Source organism: Psychrobacter sp. CAL346-MNA-CIBAN-0220 (genome assembly GCF_040309805.1).
Lineage (GTDB): Bacteria > Pseudomonadota > Gammaproteobacteria > Pseudomonadales > Moraxellaceae > Psychrobacter.
In genome coordinates this window covers 1-230 of sequence record NZ_JBEOPF010000801.1, presented here as the reverse complement: position 1 = coordinate 230, position 230 = coordinate 1, and the positions used below count along the sequence as shown (strand labels likewise).

Below are 230 nucleotides of genomic sequence, written 5' to 3'. Positions count from 1 at the left end.
GCCCGTTGCTTCATTAAGTACTTTTGCGCTTTGCTTTGCTGCGTCTTCATCTTGTGTGTTAAACACAGTAATGAAAATTTTGGCATAAGATAAATCGCGCGATACTTCTACCGCTGACACTGTCACCATACCTAAGCGTGGATCTTTAATTTCGCGTTGTAAAATTACAGCAATCTCTTTTTGGATTTGCTGTGCAACACGATCAGTGCGAGAAAATTCTCTCATTATAC

General features: G+C 40.0%; 1 protein-coding gene. It reads right to left on the bottom strand.

The genetic code is table 11. The features are described 5' to 3' along the window. Positions 1–230: 30S ribosome-binding factor RbfA (gene rbfA, locus AAEY88_RS15725; protein ID WP_350563900.1), on the bottom strand; the 230-nt coding region annotated here is incomplete at both ends.